The 21,541-nt window shown below is 56.6% G+C and carries 20 protein-coding genes; 13 read left to right on the forward strand and 7 right to left on the reverse strand.

Features of this window, described 5'->3' with window-relative positions; all coding sequences use genetic code 11:
* The first annotated feature begins 399 nt into the window (after window positions 1-399).
* The 7 genes from ACXAH8_RS06720 to ACXAH8_RS06750 all read left to right on the forward strand — a co-directional run bounded on the left by ACXAH8_RS06720 (window position 400) and on the right by ACXAH8_RS06750 (window position 7,775).
* On the forward strand, window positions 400-849 hold the full coding sequence (locus tag ACXAH8_RS06720; RefSeq protein WP_475217068.1) for a CopD family protein: 450 nt from the start codon (window positions 400-402) through the stop codon (window positions 847-849).
* 135 nt (window positions 850-984) lie between these two features.
* Complete coding sequence (rho, locus tag ACXAH8_RS06725) at window positions 985-2,256, forward strand: transcription termination factor Rho (RefSeq protein ID WP_170462843.1); 1,272 nt, start codon at window positions 985-987, stop codon at window positions 2,254-2,256.
* Between the two features lie 30 nt (window positions 2,257-2,286).
* Window positions 2,287-3,573 (forward strand): tRNA uridine-5-carboxymethylaminomethyl(34) synthesis GTPase MnmE, encoded by a 1,287-nt coding sequence (gene mnmE / locus ACXAH8_RS06730; protein WP_475217073.1) that lies wholly within the window; start codon window positions 2,287-2,289, stop codon window positions 3,571-3,573.
* 12 nt (window positions 3,574-3,585) lie between these two features.
* Window positions 3,586-5,454, forward strand: coding sequence for a tRNA uridine-5-carboxymethylaminomethyl(34) synthesis enzyme MnmG (gene mnmG, locus ACXAH8_RS06735; RefSeq protein WP_475217075.1), 1,869 nt, complete (start codon window positions 3,586-3,588; stop codon window positions 5,452-5,454).
* Window positions 5,451-6,062: a 16S rRNA (guanine(527)-N(7))-methyltransferase RsmG gene (gene rsmG, locus ACXAH8_RS06740; protein WP_475217077.1), complete on the forward strand. Its 612-nt coding sequence runs from the start codon at window positions 5,451-5,453 to the stop codon at window positions 6,060-6,062. The genes mnmG and rsmG overlap by 4 nt, the downstream gene beginning before the upstream one ends.
* Complete coding sequence (locus ACXAH8_RS06745) at window positions 6,055-6,858, forward strand: ParA family protein (protein ID WP_170380205.1); 804 nt, start codon at window positions 6,055-6,057, stop codon at window positions 6,856-6,858. Before rsmG ends, ACXAH8_RS06745 begins: the two co-directional genes overlap by 8 nt.
* A 20-nt stretch (window positions 6,859-6,878) precedes the next feature.
* Window positions 6,879-7,775, forward strand: a complete 897-nt coding sequence (locus tag ACXAH8_RS06750; RefSeq protein WP_475217079.1) for a ParB/RepB/Spo0J family partition protein — start codon at window positions 6,879-6,881, stop codon at window positions 7,773-7,775.
* On the opposite strand, the gene ACXAH8_RS06755 is transcribed toward ACXAH8_RS06750, so the two are convergent.
* Genes ACXAH8_RS06755 through rph form a run of 4 tightly spaced genes read right to left on the reverse strand, consistent with a single transcriptional unit; the run spans window position 7,765 to window position 10,590 of the window.
* Entirely contained in the window at window positions 7,765-8,118 is a 354-nt protein-coding gene (locus ACXAH8_RS06755; RefSeq protein ID WP_475217082.1) for a YbaN family protein, read from the reverse strand. The two genes, ACXAH8_RS06750 and ACXAH8_RS06755, sit on opposite strands and share 11 nt — an antisense overlap.
* 3 nt (window positions 8,119-8,121) lie before the next feature.
* Complete coding sequence (gene hemW / locus ACXAH8_RS06760; protein WP_475217084.1) at window positions 8,122-9,276, reverse strand: radical SAM family heme chaperone HemW; 1,155 nt, start codon at window positions 9,274-9,276, stop codon at window positions 8,122-8,124.
* Window positions 9,266-9,880, reverse strand: a complete 615-nt coding sequence (gene rdgB, locus ACXAH8_RS06765) for an RdgB/HAM1 family non-canonical purine NTP pyrophosphatase (protein WP_475217086.1) — start codon at window positions 9,878-9,880, stop codon at window positions 9,266-9,268. Before rdgB ends, hemW begins: the two co-directional genes overlap by 11 nt.
* Window positions 9,877-10,590, reverse strand: a complete 714-nt coding sequence (rph, locus tag ACXAH8_RS06770) for a ribonuclease PH (protein WP_475217088.1) — start codon at window positions 10,588-10,590, stop codon at window positions 9,877-9,879. The genes rdgB and rph overlap by 4 nt, the downstream gene beginning before the upstream one ends.
* A 112-nt stretch (window positions 10,591-10,702) precedes the next feature.
* On the opposite strand from rph, the gene hrcA reads away from it, so the two are divergent.
* On the forward strand, window positions 10,703-11,767 hold the full coding sequence (gene hrcA / locus ACXAH8_RS06775; RefSeq protein WP_170470711.1) for a heat-inducible transcriptional repressor HrcA: 1,065 nt from the start codon (window positions 10,703-10,705) through the stop codon (window positions 11,765-11,767).
* Between the two features lie 10 nt (window positions 11,768-11,777).
* Complete coding sequence (locus ACXAH8_RS06780) at window positions 11,778-12,341, forward strand: nucleotide exchange factor GrpE (protein WP_170470713.1); 564 nt, start codon at window positions 11,778-11,780, stop codon at window positions 12,339-12,341.
* A 58-nt stretch (window positions 12,342-12,399) separates the two neighbouring features.
* On the opposite strand, the gene mutS is transcribed toward ACXAH8_RS06780, so the two are convergent.
* Window positions 12,400-15,015, reverse strand: a complete 2,616-nt coding sequence (gene mutS, locus ACXAH8_RS06785; RefSeq protein WP_475217554.1) for a DNA mismatch repair protein MutS — start codon at window positions 15,013-15,015, stop codon at window positions 12,400-12,402.
* 161 nt (window positions 15,016-15,176) lie between these two features.
* Between mutS and ACXAH8_RS06790 the strand changes: the two genes are divergently transcribed.
* Window positions 15,177-17,438 (forward strand): NADP-dependent malic enzyme, encoded by a 2,262-nt coding sequence (locus tag ACXAH8_RS06790; RefSeq protein ID WP_170380213.1) that lies wholly within the window; start codon window positions 15,177-15,179, stop codon window positions 17,436-17,438.
* Window positions 17,435-18,307: a ribokinase gene (locus tag ACXAH8_RS06795; protein WP_475217091.1), complete on the forward strand. Its 873-nt coding sequence runs from the start codon at window positions 17,435-17,437 to the stop codon at window positions 18,305-18,307. The genes ACXAH8_RS06790 and ACXAH8_RS06795 overlap by 4 nt, the downstream gene beginning before the upstream one ends.
* On the opposite strand, the gene msrA is transcribed toward ACXAH8_RS06795, so the two are convergent.
* Window positions 18,304-18,975 carry a peptide-methionine (S)-S-oxide reductase MsrA gene (msrA, locus tag ACXAH8_RS06800; protein ID WP_475217093.1) on the reverse strand — a complete coding sequence of 224 codons (672 nt, stop codon included), beginning with the start codon at window positions 18,973-18,975 and terminating at the stop codon, window positions 18,304-18,306. The genes ACXAH8_RS06795 and msrA overlap by 4 nt on opposite strands.
* 160 nt (window positions 18,976-19,135) lie before the next feature.
* Window positions 19,136-19,906, reverse strand: a complete 771-nt coding sequence (locus ACXAH8_RS06805; protein ID WP_475217095.1) for a transporter substrate-binding domain-containing protein — start codon at window positions 19,904-19,906, stop codon at window positions 19,136-19,138.
* A gap of 122 nt (window positions 19,907-20,028) precedes the next feature.
* Here ACXAH8_RS06805 and ACXAH8_RS06810 point away from each other — a divergent pair, with 122 nt between their 5' ends.
* Window positions 20,029-20,769 (forward strand): amino acid ABC transporter ATP-binding protein, encoded by a 741-nt coding sequence (locus tag ACXAH8_RS06810; RefSeq protein WP_170660964.1) that lies wholly within the window; start codon window positions 20,029-20,031, stop codon window positions 20,767-20,769.
* 9 nt (window positions 20,770-20,778) lie between these two features.
* Window positions 20,779-21,537, forward strand: coding sequence for an amino acid ABC transporter permease (locus tag ACXAH8_RS06815; protein ID WP_475217097.1), 759 nt, complete (start codon window positions 20,779-20,781; stop codon window positions 21,535-21,537).
* Window positions 21,538-21,541: the final 4 nt, after the last annotated feature.

Below are 21,541 nucleotides of genomic sequence, written 5' to 3' on the forward strand. Positions count from 1 at the left end.
CAACCCCGTGGGCAAATCGTTGAGCGGTCTTGGACGCTTTGTATGGTTTTCAGATTGACACGCAAGCCCGGGAATTTCGCGAAAAACTTCCCTGAGTCGCTCAAGCATCATCCAGCCGGGGTAAGGATAACTTCGAAACAGCGGATAACCGGGAAATCTGGATCTATTCAAGGTGTTATCCCCAGATACATCCTCGGAATTTAGATCTAAATATATGTTTTAATTTGATTATTTTTGAAATTCACAGAATCACTCATATCTCGTGCGAAACTGTCCACTTGGGGAAAACCAAAGGGTAAAAAAGTAATCCACGGATTTTACCCACCCTACAAAACCATCTTCCTTTCTTCTTTCTTATTTTTTTATTAGGGAGAGTTCCGAGAAGCACCCGGAGCCAAGATGACTGATCTTCTTTTCACGATTTACCCGTGGGTGAAGTCCCTTCATATCATGGCCGTGATTTCGTGGATGGCAGGATTGTTCTACCTTCCGCGTCTGTTCGTCTATCACGTAGAAAAGGCGCAAGCAGTTAACGGGGCGGAAACCATCTTCTTTGAAATGGAAGAGAAGCTGCTCCGCGTGATCATGCGCCCTGCGATGATCGTAGCCTGGGTATGTGGTCTGATCATGGTGTTCACGCCCGGTATTGTCGGCTGGGACTTTGCATGGCCCTGGCTTAAAGGCGCAGCCGTTATTGGGATGACCTGGTTTCATCATTGGCTGTTGTCCCGCCGCAGAGATTTCGCTGAGGGGCGAAATAAGCTCACTGGGCGGCAGTATCGCATGATGAACGAGGTTCCGACCGTTTTGATGGTTGTCATCGTTCTGGCGGTCATTCTGAAGTTCTGAGGGCCGTTCCAGCAAGGCCCTGTTTGACTCCGTAGATCGACGCAACTATGTAGGGGTCAACACGCCCGTCCGGGCGGCGTCTTTTCCGTACTGAAATTCCACTTCGAACCGCAGTCAGCGGTGAAGGTATGCATCATGTCCAATGAATCCCTGAATTTGGCCGATCTGAAAGCCAAAAGCCCCAAAGACCTTCTGGCGATGGCCGAAGAGCTGGAGATCGAAAACGCCTCGACCATGCGTAAAGGCGAGATGATGTTCCAGATCCTGCGCGAACGCGCGGATGAAGGCTGGACTGTTGGCGGTGACGGCGTTCTTGAGGTCCTGCAAGACGGCTTCGGTTTCCTGCGCTCGCCCGAGGCGAACTATCTGCCGGGTCCGGACGATATCTATGTCTCGCCTGACATGATCCGTCAGCACTCGCTGCGTACAGGTGATACGGTCGAAGGTGAAATCAAAGCGCCCGACGATAGCGAGCGGTATTTTGCGCTGACCAAGGTCACCAAGATCAACTTTGAAGATCCTGAGAAGGCCAAGCACAAGATCCTGTTCGACAACCTTACGCCGCTCTATCCAGATGAACGTCTGAAGATGGAGATCGAGGATCCCACCATCAAGGACAAGTCGGCCCGTGTGATCGATCTGGTTTCGCCCATCGGTAAAGGTCAGCGGTCGCTGATCGTGGCGCCTCCACGGACCGGTAAGACGGTGATCCTGCAGAATATCGCACATTCAATCGAACAGAACCACCCGGAGTGTTACCTGATCGTCCTGCTGATCGACGAACGCCCGGAAGAGGTAACGGACATGCAGCGCTCAGTGAAGGGTGAGGTTGTGTCTTCGACCTTTGACGAACCTGCAACGCGCCACGTCGCCGTGTCCGAGATGGTGATCGAAAAGGCTAAGCGTCTGGTGGAGCATAAACGAGATGTTGTTATCCTGCTAGACTCGATCACAAGACTTGGTAGGGCGTTTAACACCGTGGTCCCATCCTCGGGTAAGGTTCTGACCGGTGGTGTGGATGCGAATGCTCTTCAACGGCCTAAGCGCTTCTTTGGTGCGGCGCGGAATATCGAAGAGGGTGGCTCGCTGACCATCATTGCCACCGCGCTGATCGATACCGGCAGCCGGATGGACGAAGTGATCTTCGAAGAATTCAAAGGCACGGGTAACTCGGAAATCGTTCTGGATCGCAAGATCGCAGACAAGCGCGTGTTCCCGGCCATCGACATCCTCAAATCTGGTACCCGGAAAGAGGACCTGCTGGTGGACAAGGGCGATCTGGCCAAGACCTTCGTTCTGCGCCGTATCCTCAACCCGATGGGGACCACCGATGCAATCGAGTTCCTGTTGTCCAAGTTGAAACAGACGAAGACAAACGGCGAGTTCTTCGATTCGATGAACACCTGACACAGGTCTTAACAGACGCGAGGCCTTCGAATGGATACGATATTCGCCTTGGCCAGCGCGCAAGGCAAAGCAGGGGTGGCGGTCATCCGTCTCTCTGGTCCTGACGCGCATCGAGCGGCGGCGGGGATGACCGGCGGCGCGCTTCCGGCACGTGGGATGTCTCTGCGAACTCTTAGGGATGCTGACGGAGTTCGTCTGGATGATGGGCTAGTTTTGACGTTCAAAGCTCCGGCCAGCTTCACCGGCGAAGATGTTGCTGAGTTGCAGATTCACGGAAGTACGGCCTCGGTCAATGCTGTCATGCGCTGCTTGTCGGAAACGGACGGTTTGCGCCTTGCCGATCCGGGGGAGTTCACCCGTCGCGCGTTGGAAAACGGCAAGATGGATTTAGCCCAGGTCGAAGGCCTTGCCGATTTGATCGACGCTGAGACGGAAGCCCAACGCAAACAGGCGCAGACGATCCTCGCCGGCGAGTTGGGAAACCTAGCCGAGCGATGGCGGCGGGACCTGATCCGCGCCGCCTCTCTGTTCGAGGCCGTGATCGACTTTGCCGATGAAGAGGTTCCGACCGACGTCACCCCTGAGGTGCGCGACTTGATCTCGGGCGTCATGGCTGACTTGAAGCGCGAGGCGGACGGTGTTCAGATCGCGGAACGCATCCGAACCGGGTTTGAGGTTGCAATCGTCGGCCTTCCCAACGCGGGTAAGTCCACCTTGCTGAATGCTTTGGCTGGGCGAGACGCTGCAATTACATCAGAATATGCGGGGACAACGCGGGACGTCATCGAGGTTCGTATGGATCTGGCAGGACTTCCGGTGACACTGCTGGACACCGCCGGGCTGCGTGATACGGACGACCACGTTGAAAGCCTTGGTATCGCATTGGCTAAGAAACGCGCTGAAGCTGCTGATCTGCGTGTGTTCCTGTCTGACGAACCGTTGCTTCTCGGTGTAGATATTCAGCCGGATGATATTCAGGTGGCACCGAAAGCGGATCTTCGTAGTCCCCAAGTCGGTGGGGTTTCCGGGAAAACGGGTCAGGGGATTGATCAGCTGATATCCAACATATCGCGTGTACTGAGTGATCGAACCACTAGTCATGGTATTGCGACACGAGAACGCCATCGCATTGCTTTGACTAAAGCACTGGACGCTCTGACTGCGGCAATGTCGGTTCTGGAATCGGGTCCGGACCTGTATGATATAGCAGCAGAAGAGATGCGCACTGCGATCCGCGCACTTGAAAATTTGGTGGGCAGAATAGGTGTCGAGGATCTATTGGATGAAATATTCTCGAGTTTCTGCCTGGGAAAATAAGGAGTGTTTCACGTGAAACATTCAGACTTCGATGTAGTCGTCATTGGCGCGGGGCACGCGGGCACCGAGGCTGCGCATGCTGCAGCCAGAATGGGCGTTTCGACAGCATTGGTCACGCTATCCGCCGCAGATATCGGTGTGATGTCCTGCAATCCTGCAATCGGAGGTCTGGGAAAAGGCCACTTGGTTCGCGAGATAGATGCCCTGGACGGCGTCATGGGTCGTGTTGCAGACCAGGCAGGGATCCAGTTCCGACTGTTGAACCGTCGCAAAGGGCCAGCTGTACAAGGTCCAAGGACGCAAGCGGATAGGGCGCTTTACCGAGCTGCGATGCAAAAGGAAACGGATAGGCAAGAAAACCTGTCTGTTATTGTTGGCGAAGTCGTAGACTTTCTGATGAATCAGGATCGAGTTGCCGGCGTTAGGTTGGGCGACGGATCAGAAATCTCGGCAAAGTCTGTCATTCTTACGTCCGGCACGTTCCTTCGAGGTGTCATTCACATCGGAGATGTCTCGCGACCCGGAGGTCGCATGGGAGATCGCCCTTCCGTCAGATTGGCGGAACGTTTGGATGCATATGACCTTCCAACTGGACGGTTGAAGACGGGAACCCCACCGAGGCTGGATGGGCGCACAATTGATTGGTCAGGGTTGGAGCGTCAGGACGGCGACGACGAGCCAACCTTGTTCTCGTTTCTATCGACTTCAGTTGTTGCGCCTCAGATTTCGTGTGGGATTACCCATACGAACGCTCAGACACATGAAATAATTGAAAAGAATCTAAGTAAATCAGCAATGTATGGCGGACATATCGATGGGGTTGGTCCAAGATACTGCCCGTCGATCGAAGACAAAATCGTTCGGTTTGCAGAGAAAGACTCGCATCAGATCTTCCTTGAGCCCGAAGGGGTGAACGACCATACGATTTACCCCAACGGTATTTCGACGTCTTTACCACAGGATGTGCAGCTACAATATGTTCGTTCGATCAAAGGGCTAGAGAATGCTGATATTCTGCAGCCAGGCTACGCCATCGAGTACGATTATGTAGACCCACGTGTCTTATCAGCGACTTTGGCCTTGCCCGAGATACCAGGCCTATATCTAGCGGGTCAGATCAACGGAACCACAGGATATGAGGAGGCTGCCGCTCAGGGTATGGTTGCTGGCCTCAATGCGGCTTTGGCTGTTCAGGGCAAGGAGCCAATCCATTTCACCCGTGCCGATAGTTACATCGGTGTCATGATAGATGATCTTACCACCCGTGGCGTTGCAGAACCGTATCGGATGTTCACCTCTCGTGCAGAGTTCAGATTGTCACTTCGAGCAGATAATGCAGATCAGCGTTTGACGCCTATTGGATTGCAGTTGGGTTGCGTTGGAAGCAGGCGCCGACAAGCTTTCACAGAAAAAATGGATCAATTGAGCGACGCGAAATCGTTTTTGAGCGAAAAAACCTATACGCCAAAAGAGGTTTTGGCAGCTGGCATCAATGTTAATCAGGACGGCAATAGGCGTGATGGAATGGCGATTCTGGCTTTTCCGGATGTGGCTTTTGAGGACCTGCTGCCGTTGATACCCGAACTGGACACGGTGACGCCAGATATCCGGCTTCAGATTGCTAGGGATGCGCTATATGCAAACTATATCGCTCGGCAGCAGCGGGATGTAGAAGCTATGAAGAGGGATGAAGCCTATCAGATTCCTAGGGATTTCGACTATTTTGCTTTGGATGGGCTTTCATCTGAAATGAAGCAAAAGCTGTCTCAGGCAAAACCCGGAAATATTGCTCAGGCCAGTAGGGTAGAAGGTGTTACACCCGCGGCCTTGACCTTGGTTTTGGCAAAACTTCGGCGTGATCAAAAAGTTAAACAAGCATGAAGCCTGAATTTTCCAAGTTTGATGTTTCACGTGAAACATTCGACCGGCTAGATACGTATGTAGAGCTGGTGAAACGCTGGAATCCCAAGATCAACTTGGTTTCAAGAAACAGTCTGGAGGATATCTGGGATCGACATATTCTGGATTCCGTCCAGGTATACCGATGTGCAACCACCGCAGACACATGGGTTGATATCGGAGCCGGAGGCGGATTTCCGGGGATGGTGTGTGCGATTATGGCACTGGAAGAGTCGCCAAACACCCGTTTCCAATTTGTCGAAAGTGATCAGAGAAAATCAGCATTCCTGAGGAACGTTGCACGTGAATGTGGGGTGACGTGTCAGGTCATTTCAAAACGAATCGAATCCGTTGATCCACTTGAAGCTGATATTCTATCGGCCCGTGCTTTGGCAGATCTGCGCACATTATTGTCCTTTTGTGACAGGCATTTAAGCGAGAACGGCACTGCTTTGTTGCCGAAAGGCGCGAACTGGAAAAAAGAACTGTCAGAGGCGCTGGAAGAATGGAAATTCGATGTTGAGCCGATTACAAGTTTAACAGAGTCCCAAGCCGTAATCCTTAAAATCAAAGGAGTATCTCGTGGTTGATCTTTCTCGTCCTTCAGGGCCCCGGATAATTGCGGTTGCCAATCAGAAGGGCGGAGTTGGGAAAACTACGACGGCGATAAATCTGGCTGCGGGTTTGGCCGAAGCTGGCTGCCGGGTTCTGGTTGTTGATCTCGATCCGCAGGGCAACGCGTCGACTGGATTGGGTGTCGAAGACCGAGATTGGACCACTTATGATCTTATTTTGGACGACGCACCGCTAGAGGCGGTCATACAAGAGACAGAGATAGGTGGTCTTTTCGTCATTCCGGCCACTGTCGATCTGAGTTCGGCGGATATCGAACTCATTTCAAACGAAAAACGCAGCTACTTATTGCATGACGCTTTGCGACAAACCTCAATAGACGGGTTTGAACTGGATTTCGTTTTGATTGATTGCCCTCCGTCCTTGAACCTGCTGACCGTGAACGCAATGGTTGCCTCGCATTCGGTTCTTGTTCCATTGCAGAGTGAATTCTTTGCTCTGGAGGGTTTATCTCAATTGATGCTGACGATCCGAGAGGTTCGCCAAACGGCGAATCCAGATCTGAGAATCGAAGGTATTGTGTTGACTATGTATGACAACCGCAACAACTTGTCCCGTCAGGTCGAAAAAGACGCGCGTGACAATTTGGGTGAGATGGTTTTTAAGACCAAGATACCCAGAAATGTGCGGGTCAGTGAGGCACCGTCTTACGCGTTGCCAGTTTTGCAATATGACTCGGGCTCGCTTGGGGCGATGGCATATCGTCATCTGGCCCGCGAAGTCATGCACAAGAACAACAAAGTCGCCGCTTAAGCGACAACGAGGAGGGCGACATGAGCGCCAAAAAAGCGAAACCCAGGGGTCTTGGTCGTGGTCTTTCGGCCCTTATGGCGGATGTTACGCAGGAAACCGATGGACGCTCACCGGCTGAGCCGCGCCGGCCGGATATGACGGTACCCATCGAAAAGCTGAAAGCAAACCCGAACCAGCCGCGCCGGACTTTCCAGGCGGAGCAGTTGGATGAGTTGGCATCCTCGGTCAAGGAAAAGGGAATCATCCAACCATTGATCGTGCGGTCGATCGGTGCTGGAGAGTATGAAATCGTTGCGGGTGAACGCCGTTGGCGCGCTGCGCAAATGGCGCAACTGCATGATATTCCAGTTATTATTCGTGACTTTGATGATACAGAAGTTCTGGAAGTCGCGATTATCGAGAATATCCAACGGGCGGACCTCAATTCCGTCGAAGAAGCGGCTGGTTACAAGCAGCTCATGGATCGTTTCGGCCACACGCAGGAGAAACTGGCCGAGGCTTTGGGTAAGAGTCGCAGCCATATCGCTAACCTCTTGCGGCTTTTATCTCTACCGATGGATGTGCAAGCCTTTGTGATCGAAGGGAAATTGTCCGCGGGCCATGCACGAGCTTTAATCACAGCCGAGAATCCATCCGAGCTGGCCAAGCAGGTCGTGAAAGAGGGGCTTTCGGTGCGAGCCACAGAAGCCCTGGTGAAAAAGCAACAGCAGGATACAGGAGATCGGCCCGCACCGAGGTCTCGGGATCTGAACGCAGGTAAAGATGCAGATACCCGCGCGTTGGAGAAAGACCTCTCAGCCATCTTGGCGATGAAGGTTTCGATCAATCACAAGGCCGGGACAGAATCGGGCCAAGTTGTATTGACCTATGAAAACCTGGATCAGTTGGACGATCTTTGCGCTAAGCTCAGCCGTTAGGGCGGGTCCAGATAAAGATCATGACGCCGCTCAGAACCACGGCCTGAATAATCAGGACGTAGGACGGTAAAGACAGCAGAACCGAGATGCCAAATACGGCGGCGACCGACACGGTGGCCGCCTTTTTTGCGCTCGGGCGGATCGCGCCGGAGCTTTGCCAATCGATAATCATCGGACCAAACACCTGATGTGTTAGAAGCCAATTGTGAAGCCGGGACGATGAGCGGGCAAAGAAAAACGCCGCCAGCAGCAGAAAGGGAACGGTTGGGAGAAGCGGCAAGACCACTCCGACCATGGCGAGCGCGACGCAGAGCAAACCAAGACCGGCCCAAAAGTACTGCATCGGTTACTCCAACAACTCGCGGATCACCGCGTTCAGAACGGCACGCCCGTCTTTGGTTGCCCTTAGGCGCGTGTTTGACAGCTCGATCATTCCAAGGTCAGACAGAGAGACGAGTTTATCATTGGGAAGAGGGTGTCCGGAGAGAGCGCTAAACCTTTCCATATCTAGGCCTTCAGTGAGTCGGATACACATCATAACGTATTCAGCTGCCTGTTCGACTGGAAGAACCTTAGTTCGATCACTTTCTCCGGATCCGTTGGAAACCGCCTTTAGCCAGGTATTTGGCGACAAATGGGTTTCCGTCGCGAATTTACGTCCGTTCAAAGTGAGACGACCATGCGCGCCAGGTCCGATCCCAATATAGTCGCCGTAGCGCCAATAGATCTGGTTGTGCTGCGACTCGGCGCCGGGGCGGGCATGGTTGGAGACTTCATAGGCGGGCAGGCCGTGTGCCTCGCAGATCTCTTGCGTGGCCAGATACATATCGGCGGCGTGATCATCCTCGGGCAAACCGCGCAATCTACCGACCGCATAGCGATCCCCAAAGGCGGTGCCTTCTTCGATGGTCAGTTGATAGAGCGACAGGTGATCGACAGCCATAGACAGGGCCTCGGTCAACTCGGCCTGCCAAGCTTCAAGGGTTTGATGTTGGCGCGCGTAGATCAGGTCAAAGCTGACGCGGTCGAAACAGGCACGGGCGATGTCGAAAGCGGCGCGTGCTTCGGCGACCGTATGGATGCGACCCAAGCGGCGGAGGTCTTCATCATTCAGCGCTTGCACACCCATCGAAATCCGATTGACGCCAGCGTCACGATAGGCGGCAAAGCGCCCGGCCTCGACCGAGCCTGGGTTGGCCTCGAGCGATATTTCCATGTCGTTGGCGGGCCGCCAGAGGCTGCGGGCTTCGTCAATGACGGCTGAAACGGTGTCGGGGTTCATCAATGACGGGGTGCCACCGCCAAAAAAGATCGTATTGAGAACCCTGTCGGGCGTTTCACTGGCTGATCGCCGCAGCTCGGCTAGATAAGCATCAAGCCATTGTTTTTGATTAATATTTTTAGAAACATGGCTGTTGAAATCGCAATAGGGGCACTTGGCCTCGCAAAAGGGCCAATGCACATACAGGCCAAAGCCCCCGTTGCGCCAATCATCCGCCAAAGCAGCCTTTCACGAACATCTCTACCGCGCGACCGCGATGGCTGATCTTGTTCTTTTCCCAACGATCCATCTCGGCAAAGGTAATGTCGTGACCTTCGGGGACAAACATAGGGTCATACCCGAAGCCGTCCTTACCTCGGATTGGCCAGACGAGATGACCGGGTGCGATGCCTTCGAACACTTCGTCATGACCGTCGGGCCAGGCCAGAACCAGCGTGCAGCGAAATTGCGCGGTGCGCGGATGCGCTGCGTTCTTGGCCTCCAGTTCGTCATGTGCACGGGTCATGGCCATCATGAAATCGCGGCCATTGTCGGTTTCGGCCCAATCGGCCGTATAGACGCCCGGCGCACCGTCCAGCGCGTCGATGGTGATCCCGGAATCGTCCGACAGGGCAGGCAGGCCGGTGGCCTTGGCGGCAGCATGCGCTTTGATCCGGGCATTGCCGACAAAGGTATCTTCAGTCTCGTCCGGTTCGGGCAGGTTCATTTCTGCCGCGCCAACCACGGTCACGCCAAAGGGGTTGAGGAGATGCGCCATCTCCTCAAGCTTGCCTTTGTTATGTGTGGCGACCAACAGCCTGTCGCCGTCGAACTTGCGGGTCATGCGGTGGCTGCCTTTTGGGCGGCAGCCAGCTCACCCGCGCCTTTTTCGGCCAGATCCATCAGTTGATCCATCTGCGCGCGGCTGAAGACCGAGCCTTCGGCGCTCATCTGGACTTCGATCAGTTTGCCCGAGCCGGTCATGATGAAGTTGCCGTCCACGCCCGCCTCGCTGTCTTCGGGGTAGTCGAGGTCCAGCACTGGCTGACCGGCGTAAATTCCGCAAGATACCGCCGCAACAGGGTCTAACAAGGGATCCGAGATCACATCGCCCGCTTTCATCAGCTTATTCACGGCCAGACGCAGCGCCACCCAGCCGCCGGTGATCGAGGCGCAGCGGGTACCGCCATCCGCCTGGATGACATCACAATCGACGGTGATCTGGCGCTCACCCAATGCAACCCGGTCGACGCCGGCACGCAGGGCGCGGCCGATCAGGCGCTGGATTTCAACGGTACGACCGCCTTGCTTACCCGAGGCCGCCTCACGCCGCATCCGGGTGTTGGTTGCGCGGGGCAGCATACCGTATTCGGCAGTGACCCAACCAAGGCCCGAACCCTTGATGAAGGGCGGCACGCGATCCTCGATCGTGGCGGTGCACAGCACATGGGTATCGCCTATCTTGATTAGGCAAGACCCTTCGGCATGTTTGGTGAAGCCCGTCTCGATTGAAACGGCGCGCATTTCGTTTAGATCACGTCCTGAGGGTCGCATAGGAATTCCTTTGTTTGCTGGGTTGGGGATAACGTCCTGCGGCATTACGATGCAACCCTGATTGACCTTTCATTTACCTGCGATTTAATGGCAGTCCAGCAGGGGACCGAGAATGAGCGAAGCCAGCAGAATTCTGTCAGAGATGAACGACCGGTCGCGTGAGGTGTTTCGGCTGATCGTCGAAAGCTATCTGGAAAGCGGTGAGCCGGTGGGAAGCCGCACCCTGACGCGGACCCTTTCCGAAAAAGTCAGTGCCGCAACCGTGCGCAATGTGATGCAGGATCTCGAGTTTCTGGGTCTGCTGGACAGCCCTCACGTGTCTGCAGGACGAATTCCGACGCAGCAGGGGCTGCGGATGTTTGTGGACGGTTTGCTTGAGGTCGGCGATCTGGGCGCCGACGATCGGCAGAAGCTGGATGAGACTTTAGGCTCTAACGCAGGCGATGTTGGCGGAATGCTGGATCGAGTGGGCTCCGCTTTGTCACACGTGACACATGGCGCGTCGCTAGTTTTGACGCCAAAACATGAGGCCGAAATCAAGCATATCGAGTTTGTCTCATTGGCGCATGACCGGGCGCTGGTGGTTCTGGTGTTCTCGGATGGACATGTTGAAAACCGGCTATTCACACCGCCGCCGGGTCAGACGCCCAGTTCGATGCGAGAGGCCGCGAATTTCCTGAATGCACTGATTGAGGGGCGAACCCTAAGCGAAGTGCGGCGTCAGATGCTGTCGCAGATTGATGCGCGTAGGCAAGAGATAGACGTTCTGGCTCGAGAGATGGTGGAAAGCGGGATTGCGGCTTGGGACGGGGATGGAAGCGACTCGGCGCGTCTGATCGTACGCGGCCGGGCGAATCTTTTGGCGGATTCTGGTGAGGCAGAGGAGTTGGACCGCATTCGCACCCTGTTCGATGATCTTGAACGCAAGCGCGACATAGCCGAATTCCTTGAATTGACCGAGGAAGGCGAGGGTGTGCGCATTTTTATTGGCTCCGAGAACAAACTTTTCTCACTTTCGGGTTCCTCTTTGGTGGTGTCTCCTTATATGAACGCTGATCGTAAGATAATTGGTGCGGTTGGGGTCATCGGGCCCACACGTTTGAATTATGGACGGATCGTACCGATCGTGGATTATACGGCGCAACTGGTCGGCAAGCTGATATCCGACCGGAGCTAGAGGGTAAGAGATGGCAGAGCCCAAGAACGAAGAATTTCTGGACGACATCATGGCGGCCGAAGCGGAAGAATTGGCCGAAGAGTTCGCTGAGATCAGCGACGAGGCGCTGGAACTGGATGAACTGCGCGCCGAGCGGGATGACTACAAAGACAAGTTCATGCGCGCTTTGGCTGACGCGGAAAACGCGCGCAAGCGTGGGGACAAGGCCCGCCGGGACGCGGAGCAATATGGTGGCTCGAAACTGGCCCGCGACATGTTGCCGGTTTATGACAACATGAAGCGCGCGCTTGAAGCAGCGACCGATGAGCAGAAAGAAGTGGCTGCTGGTTTGCTGGAAGGTGTTGAACTGACCATGCGAGCGTTGAAAGACGTATTCCAAAAGCATGGGATCGAAGTGATCACGCCTGAGGTTGGGGATCGGTTCGATCCGAATGTGCATGAGGCGATGTTTGAAGCGCCAGTGCCTGGAACCCGCGCAGGGGACATCATTCAGGTGTCTGCAGAAGGGTTTATGTTGCACGACCGTTTGCTGCGCCCGGCGCAGGTTGGTGTGTCGTCGACACCTGCGAGCTGATTGGCCTCTGCGAGGCCAAGCCTCCGGCGGAGGTATTTTTGAACAGAAGAAGGGGCGGTCAGGATTTGGCCGCCTCTTTCAGTTTGTAGATCAGGTCGAGTGCTTCGCGAGGGGTCAGCTCGTCTGGTAGGATGTCGTTCAGCATGTCCGCGACTGGTGAGGCTTTCGGCGCAGGCGGAGGTGGTGGTGGAGCGGCAGAGAAGAGCGGAAGGTCGTCGATCAGGGATTTTTGTTTACCGCCCTCACGCTCGGTTTTTTCCAGTTGATCCAATACGATGCGGGCACGTTCGACGACTGAGGCAGGCAGACCTGCCAGTTGGGCGACTTGCACGCCATAGGACCGGTCGGCGGCGCCTTTGTGGACCTCGTGCAGGAAGATGACCTCACCTTCCCATTCCTTCACGGCCACAGTGGCGTTGTCGACGCCTTTGAGCTTTCCAGCAAGCGCGGTGAGTTCGTGGTAGTGCGTGGCAAACAAGGCACGGCATTGGTTGGCAGCGTGCAGGTGCTCCAGCGTGGCCCAGGCGATGGAGAGGCCGTCATAGGTGGCGGTTCCGCGGCCGATTTCATCCAGAATGACCAGTGCGCGGTCATCGGCTTGGTTCAGAATGGCGGCAGTTTCGACCATTTCGACCATGAAGGTCGAGCGGCCTCGGGCGAGATCGTCTGATGCTCCGACACGGCTGAAAAGCTGGCTGACAAGGCCGATATGGGCTTGTTCCGCAGGGACGTAGCTGCCCATTTGGGCCAGTAGGGCGATCAGAGCGTTCTGGCGGAGGAAGGTTGATTTACCGGCCATGTTGGGACCGGTCAGCAGCCAAATTGCGGCCCCGTCTTCGGCACTGAGATCGCAGTCATTTGCGACGAAGGCATCGCCGCTTTGCTGGCGCAGCGCGTGTTCGACCACCGGGTGGCGTCCGCCCTGAACCTCAAAGGCGCGCGAATTATCTACCTGCGGGCGACACCAAGCCTCACCGCGTGCGAGATCGGCCAGTGAGGTGGTCAGATCTAGCTCGGCCAGTCCTCGGGCAGCTTGATTGAGGCGGGCGGCGAGCGCCAAAATTTCGTCAGAAAGCTTTTTATAGAGCCTCTTTTCAATCTCATGCGCCAAGTTTCCAGCATTCAAGATACGGGTTTCGATCTCCGAGAGTTCGACCGTCGTGAACCGCACCTGGTTGGCGGTGGTTTGGCGATGGATATAGGTCTCGGAGAACGGCGGGTTCAGCATCTTCTCGGCATGAGTGGCCGTGGTTTCGATGAAATAGCCCAAGACGTTGTTGTGCTTGATCTTCAGCGAGGTGATGCCGGTGTGTTCCGCATATTTCTGCTGAAACCCGGCGATGACGGATCGTCCTTCGTCGCGCAGGGTGCGCGCTTCGTCCAGTTCGGGGTCAAAGCTGGGGGCGATGAAACCTCCGTCGCGGGCCAGCAGGGGCGGTTCGGCCACCAAAGCCTCATCCAGCAGGTTAAGGAGGTCGTAGAAGCCAACAAGGTTTTGCAAGGCAGTTGCCAGCAGGACCGGAAGATTCTGCCCTTCGCAAATGCCCGCAATTGCAGCGGCTTGGGTTAAGCCGTTGCGGATGGCGGCCAGATCGCGAGGCCCGCCACGTTCAAGCGACAGGCGAGACAGGGCGCGGTCCAGATCGGGGGTTTTGCGCAGGGCCTCGCGCAGGTCCGAGGCGATCAGGCTGTCTTCGGCGGCAAAGCTGACGGCGTCGAGACGGGAATGGATCACATCCAGATTGCGAGACGGGCTTGAGAGGCGCTGTTCCAGCAATCGTGCCCCGCCGGGTGTGACGGTGCGGTCGACCACCGACAACAACGATCCGGCGCGACCGCCCGACAGAGATCGGGTTAGTTCCAGATTGCGGCGAGTGGCGGCATCGATCTGCACCACACGGTCTTCGGATTCCTTCAGGGGTGTTTGCAGGAGGGGCAGTTTGCCCTTCTGCGTGATCTCAAGATAGTCGACCAGGGCGCCCATGGCGGAAATCTCTGCCCGGCCAAAAGACCCGAACGCCTCCAGCGCGCCCACGTGAAACAGCCCGCAGATGCGTTTTTCCGCCGCGGTACTGTCGAAACTGGCCCGCCCGACAGGCGTCAGAGAAATCCCAAGGTCGTGGACGGTTTCGTTCAGCGACTGCTCCATCCCGTCGGCGACGATCAGCTCGGATGGGGCGAGCCGAGCTAGCTCGGGGCTGAGGCGAACGGAGGTCAAAGGCATCACGTGAAACGCCCCGGTCGAGATATCGGCCCAGGCGAGTGCGGCCTCATCCCGGACCTCTGCATAGGCGGCCAAAAAGTTGTGGCGGCGGGCTTCCAGCAGGGCGTCTTCGGTCAGCGTGCCGGGCGTCACCAGACGCACGACATCGCGCTTTACCACTGATTTAGAGCCTCTTTTCTTGGCTTCGGCCGGGCTTTCCATCTGTTCGCAGACGGCCACGCGGAAGCCTTTGCGGATCAGGGTCAGCAAATAGCCCTCTGCTGCATGAACCGGGACGCCACACATTGGGATATCGTCGCCATTGTGTTTGCCGCGCTTGGTCAGGGCGATGTCCAGCGCCTCGGCGGCGTTGACGGCATCCTCGAAGAACATCTCGTAGAAATCGCCCATACGGTAGAACAGCAGGGCGTCGGCATGGGCCTCTTTGATCTCGAGATACTGCGCCATCATCGGCGTAACTGTGGACAAAAGCGGCCCCCTTTTGGCGTGTTCCGGACGTGACCTTACAAATCCCCCATCTTCTGTAAAAGCCGAAAACTCATTCTCGTTGAGGCCCGCGCGTGGCTGCGCTATGACGCATCAGCCCCGAAGTCATGGAAACGACATTTAAGATGCCCAAAGCGAAGATCACCAAAGAAGAGGCGCTGGCCTTTCACCTCGACCCGACCCCCGGCAAGTGGGAGGTGCAGGCCACCGTTCCCATGACCACGCAGCGCGATCTTTCGCTGGCCTACAGCCCCGGCGTCGCTGTTCCATGTGAGGCAATCGCCGAAGCGCCCGAGACCGCCTATGACTATACCAACAAGGGTAATCTGGTTGCTGTGATCTCAAACGGGACGGCGGTTTTGGGTCTTGGCAATCTTGGTGCGCTGGGGTCGAAGCCGGTGATGGAGGGGAAATCCGTCCTGTTCAAACGGTTCGCCGATGTGAATTCGATCGATATCGAGTTGGACACCGAAGACCCGGATGAGTTCTGCCGCGCGGTGCGTCTGATGGGGCCGACCTTTGGTGGCATTAACCTCGAAGACATCAAAGCGCCAGAATGTTTCATCATCGAACAGCGCCTCAAGGAAGAAATGGATATACCGGTCTTCCATGACGACCAGCACGGCACGGCGGTGATTTGCGCGGCGGGTCTGCTGAACGCGCTGCATATTTCGGGCAAGAAAATTGAGGACGTTAAGATCGTTCTGAACGGTGCGGGTGCGGCGGGGATTGCCTGTATCGAGCTACTCAAGTCGATGGGCGCACGGCATGAGAACTGCATCGTCTGTGACACAAAGGGCGTGATCTATCAGGGCCGGACCGAGGGTATGAACCAGTGGAAGTCGGCCCATGCGATCTCAACCGATTTGCGGTCGCTTGAAGACGCCATGAAGGGTGCGGATGTATTCTTGGGCGTTTCGGTCAAGGGTGCCGTGACGCAGGATATGGTTGCGAGCATGGCCGATAATCCGGTGATTTTCGCGATGGCGAACCCGGATCCTGAGATCACGCCGGAAGAGGCGCATGAGGTTCGCGTTGATGCGATTGTTGCCACAGGCCGCAGCGACTATCCGAACCAGGTGAACAACGTTCTGGGCTTCCCCTACCTGTTCCGCGGTGCGCTGGATATTCACGCGCGCGCCATCAATGACGAGATGAAGATCGCTTGTGCCCATGCTCTGGCCCGTCTGGCGCGTGAGGATGTGCCGGATGAGGTCGCCATGGCCTATGGCAAATCGCTGACCTTTGGCCGCGACTACATCATCCCGACGCCATTTGACCCACGCCTGATCCACCGTATCCCTCCGGCGGTCGCAAAGGCCGGGATGGATACCGGAGCGGCTCGCCGTCCGATCATCGACATGGAGGCTTATGAACTGAGCCTCAAGTCCCGCATGGACCCGACCGCGAGCATCCTGCGCGGCCTGAACGCCCGTGCGCGTCAGGCGCAAAGCCGCATGATATTTGCGGAGGGTGACGATCCGCGCGTGTTGCGCGCTGCCGTGACCTATCAACGCTCGGGCTTTGGCAAGGCGCTGGTTGTGGGCCGTCCAGATGATGTGAAAACCAAGCTGGAAGAGGCTGGTCTGGGCGACGCCGTGCGCGAGCTTGAGGTGGTGAACGCCGCCAACACCTCCCATCTCGAGACTTATTCGAATTTCCTCTACAACCGTTTGCAACGCAAAGGTTTTGACCCCAAGGATATCCACCGTCTGGCGGCCCGGGACCGGCATGTGTTCTCGTCCCTGATGCTCGCACATGGGCATGGCGACGGCCTCGTGACAGGGGCGACGCGCAAATCGGCCCACGTGTTGGACCGGATCAACCATGTCTTCGACGCTGATGCTGCTCATGGTGCGGCGGGCGTGACGGCGTTGCTACACAAGGGGCGCATTGTTCTGATCGGTGATACTCTGGTGCATGAATGGCCAGATGAAAACGACTTGGCCAATATCGCTGAACGTTCGGCCGACGTGGCCCGCCATATGGGGCTTGAACCTCGCGTGGCCTTTGTCAGCTTCTCGACCTTCGGCTACCCGGTTTCAGAGCGGGCCGAAAAGATGCACCGTGCGCCAGCGGTACTGGACCAGCGCGGTGTAGACTTCGAATACGAAGGCGAGATGACCGTCGATGTTGCCCTAAACGTGGATCAGCAGGCCGGATATCCGTTCCAGCGCCTGACCGGCCCGGCCAATATTCTGATCGTCCCCGCGCGGCACTCGGCCTCGATCTCGACCAAACTGATGCAAGAAATGGGCGGAGCAACCGTGATCGGCCCGATCCTGTCTGGTGTCGACAAGCCGATTCAGATCTGCTCGACCGTGTCGACGGCCAATGATATCCTGAACATGGCCATTCTGGCCTCCTGTGATATTGGCAAGTCATGACGATCTGGAACCTAGGCTCGATCAATGCCGACATGGTTTACGGCCTGCCGCACCTGCCTGCGGCGGGGGAGACCTTGGCGGCAGACGGCCTTGAGCGTTTTCTGGGTGGCAAAGGGGCCAATATGTCCGTTGCCGGATCGCGCGCGGGATCCCGGGTCAGCCATATCGGTGCCGTGGGGCCGGATGGGCGCTGGGCCAAGGATCGACTGACGGAATATGGCGTCGACACGCGGTTCATTGCCGAGGTGGATGTGCCGACCGGTCACGCGATCATTGCTGTGGACGCGCAGGGTGAGAACCTGATCATCCTCTACCCCGGTGCCAACCACGCGCTGGACAGCGCGCAGATCGGGCAGGCGCTGGCCTCGGCCAATACCGGGGATGTTCTGGTTTTGCAGAACGAAACCAACTCTCAGGTCGAAGCGGCCCGTCTGGGGCATGAGCTTGGCCTGACCGTTTGCTACGCCGCCGCGCCGTTTCAGGCGCAATCGGTGCAAGAGGTTCTGCCCTATCTGGACTTTCTGATCCTCAACGAAGTCGAGGCCGAGCAATTGCGGCAGGAAACCGGGTTGGATGCAGCGGAACTGCCGGTGCGCCATGTGATCGTTACGCTTGGGTCGAAAGGCGCGCGATATCTGCAGCAGGGTTGTGATCCTGTAGATTTCGCCGCGCATAAGGTGCAGGCAGTGGATACGACAGGCGCGGGGGACACGTTCACCGGCTATGTTCTGGCTGGGATGGATCGTGGCATGCCGATGGAGCAGGCCATTCTACAAGCAAACCGCGCCGCGGCCCTGATGGTCACGCGGCACGGCACTGCGGATGTCATTCCGGATCTGAGGGAAGTCCGGGACGCGCAGTTGGGTTAAGATCCGGCAAAGGGCGCGTCGTTTCCCCAAAGCTGCTTCACCCGAGCATCCCGACCGCAGGCATTGCGGTAGGCCTTATAGGCGTTCTTCTGGCGTTTGGGGCCAAAGCGGGTGAAGACCAGCTTGTCGCCTTTGTAGTAGTCCTGATGGTATGCCTCGGCCGGATAAAACGCGCCCGCCTGCAGGATCGGGGTGACGACCGTTTGGCCAAGCGCCCGTTGCGCGTTGGTCTTTGCCTGTTGCGCAAGCGCTTTTTCCCCTGCGTTAGAGACGAAAATTGCTGTGCGGTAGCTCTCTCCGCGGTCGCAGAACTGACCGCCCGCATCTGTGGGATCGACCGAGCGGAAGAACATGTTCAGCAGCGTTTCACGTGAGACGCGCGCGGGATCAAACGTGATCTGAACAGCCTCGTAATGGCCCGTGCCCCCTTTGGTCACCTGATCATATGTTGGGTTCGAGACAGAGCCGCCCGTGAACCCGGACACAGCGCCTATGACGCCTGGTACGGATTCGAAATCGGATTCAACACACCAGAAACATCCGCCGGCAACCGTCAGGGTTTCGGTCCCTGCAGCCGGGGCCGGAATGGCGCGCAAGGTGGCGGCCAATGCAATCAGAGTGAACAACAGGGCGGGTTTGAGGTAGTCGAGATATGCAGTCCGGGTCATGGTATGTCTCCTTCCGAGACTCAAGGTGACCGGTGTTCTAACAAGTTGCAATTGCCTGACATGGAATGTCACGCGCTGGTGACCCGAGTTTATTGACTGACCTGTTTACTCGTGGGGAGGGCAACAAAACGCCCGGCTGTTAGGCCGGGCGTTGGTAGGATCACAGACCCCATTTCTTTTGGTTTTCCTCAAAGAAGCCCAGGGCTTTCTTCACCTCAATCCAGTTGTTCACGTAGTTGATCCAGACCTGATCGTCCTGCGGCAGTATCATCGCAATCGGCGAGGGCGAGCGTGGACCGGCGTTCTTCACACGCTCGATCGGGAACTTCTCTTCCAGGGTCGAGCCTTCGATATTCGATGTGATGAAAACATCGGCCCGTCCGGCGATCACCTCTTGAAAACCACGCGCGGGGGCCTCGACCACTTTGATTTCGGCATTCGGGAACCATTCGCGCACGCGCTTCTCAAAGGTGGTGCCCAGCGTTGTCGCGACCGTCACACCCGGCTTGTTGATCGACTCATAGCCGTCGAATCTGTCGGCCTTGTCCTTGGTCGTGTAGGGGAACAGCTCAACCGAGATATAGCTGTCCGAGAATCCGGCAACCTTCATCCGCGGCGGCGAGATCGAGGCCGAGCCGGTCAGGTGGTATTTCTTCGCCACAACGCCGTTCACCAGTGTTTTCCAATCGGTCGGAACGTATTCGACCTCAACCCCCAAATCGGCGGCGAGTTCGTTCATGATGTCGATGTCATAGCCTTTGTAGCTGTTCGTGGCCGGATCCCGCAGGGACATCGGGTTCCAATCACCGGTCGTGCCGACCTTCAACACACCGGAATCCAGGATTTCGTTCAGTGCCGATTGCGCCTGGGCTGCACCTGACAAGACCAGACCAAGCGCAGCGGCTGCGGCTGCTCTCCAGATTGTGTTCATTTAATTCTCCTGTTGGTGGCAGCTGGGACTTGCTGCCATATATAGTTCGTTGTTTTAAGCGGGATAGGGGGCGCAGGCCCAATAAATCAATCCACCCGCGCAAACTAGGGACAGATCGACCAATGCCAGACCCCGCCATCGAGCTTGTCGATGTGAACAAGTGGTTCGATACGTTCCATGTCCTCAAGAATATCAACCTTACGGTCAATAGTGGTGAAAAGGTTGTGATCTGCGGGCCGTCCGGCTCGGGTAAGTCCACGGTCGTGCGCTGTATCAACCAGTTGGAGAAACATCAGAAAGGCACCATCCGAATTGACGGGGTCGAACTGAAGGATGACGCCAAATCTGCAGCCACGATCCGGTCCGAGGTCGGCATGGTGTTTCAGCAGTTCAACCTGTTCCCGCATCTGAGCGTTCTAGACAACTTGACACTTGGCCCCATCAAGGCGAGGGGCCTGAGCCGAGCGCAGGCCGAAGAGCGCGCGCGCCATTATCTTGAGCGTGTTCACATCCCCGATCAGGCCGACAAACGCCCCATCCAACTGTCCGGCGGTCAGCAACAACGCGTCGCCATTGCCCGATCCCTTTGCATGGAGCCGAAAGTTCTTTTGTTTGATGAGCCAACTTCAGCCCTCGATCCCGAAATGATCGCCGAGGTGCTGGACGTGATGGTTGAGCTGGCGCATGAAGGCATGACCATGGTCGTTGTCACTCATGAGATGGGGTTTGCCCGCAAGGTCGCTGACAAGATGATCTTCATGGATGAGGGCGAGATCGTGGAGCAGGGCAAGCCGGAGCATTTCTTCACCAATCCGACCTCGGAGCGGTGCCGCAAGTTCCTCAGCCAGATTTTGCAGCACTGAGTGGGTATGATGAAAAAAGCACTTCTCCTCATACCGCTTCTGCTGCTGGCAGGCTGTTCCTCATCCCAGACATGGGGCTGGTATGTCATCGACCCGCGGACTGATTCAGGTTGGACCAATGTGAAATTCCTGATCTCAGGCATGGGCGCGACGATCCTGATCTCTCTGATCGCGGCGGCGCTATCGATTGTGATCGGCCTGTTGGTTGCCTTGCCCGGACTGTCCGAGAAACGCGGTTGGCGGCTGCTAAACAGGGTCTATGTCGAGTTCATTCGCGCCATTCCGCTGTTGCCTATGCTGTTCTGGGTGTTCTACGGACTGCCGATCGTGTTCCAGTCGATGGGCCTGAACATCCCGATTGACCCATTCTGGGGCGCGATCATCACCCTGGCGATTTCCGACAGTGCCTTCACGGCCGAGATCTACCGCGCAGGCATCCAATCCATCGCGCGCGGCCAGCGCGAGGCGGCGCGGACCATCGGGCTGAACTACGTGCAAACCATGCGCTACGTGATCCTGCCGCAAGCGATCCGGCGCATCCTGCCGCCCTTGGCCAACCAGTTCATCTACATCGTCAAGATGAGCGCCTTTGCCAGCGTCATCGGCATGCAGGAACTGACCCGCCGCGCGAATGAGCTGGTGGTGACGGAATACCGCCCGCTGGAAATCTATACCTTGCTGATATTTGAATACCTGATCCTGGTTCTGATCATCAGCGCAGGGGTACGTTGGCTGGAACGCCGCATGGGCGCGGATGAACGCGGATAAGGAG

This window comes from Ruegeria sp. ABV3_008 (assembly GCF_056161185.1).